The sequence below is a fragment of the Shewanella electrica genome (genome assembly GCF_022321485.1).
Classification (GTDB): domain Bacteria; phylum Pseudomonadota; class Gammaproteobacteria; order Enterobacterales; family Shewanellaceae; genus Shewanella; species Shewanella electrica.
In genome coordinates this window covers 1-238 of the sequence record NZ_JAKOGG010000737.1, presented here as the reverse complement: position 1 = coordinate 238, position 238 = coordinate 1, and the positions used below count along the sequence as shown (strand labels likewise).

At 45.4% G+C, this 238-nt stretch carries 1 protein-coding gene; it reads left to right on the top strand.

What is annotated here, in order from left to right:
- On the top strand, positions 1 to 238 hold a 238-nt coding region (locus L9G74_RS21965), incomplete at both ends, for a C1 family peptidase (protein WP_275297569.1).

Genomic DNA, 238 nt, shown 5'->3' with positions numbered 1-238 from the left:
CAACGGTTGTGAAGGAGGTTTGATGGACAATGCTTTTCAATATATCAAGGAAAATCATGGCATCGATACCGAGAAATCTTACCCTTATGATGCAGAGGATGAAACATGTAGGTTCAGGAGAAGCAACATCGGAGCCACAGATTCTGGCTTTGTTGATATACCATCGGGTGATGAAGAAGCACTTATGCAAGCCGTTGCTACAATTGGTCCCATCTCTGTCGCTATCGACGCCTCCCAC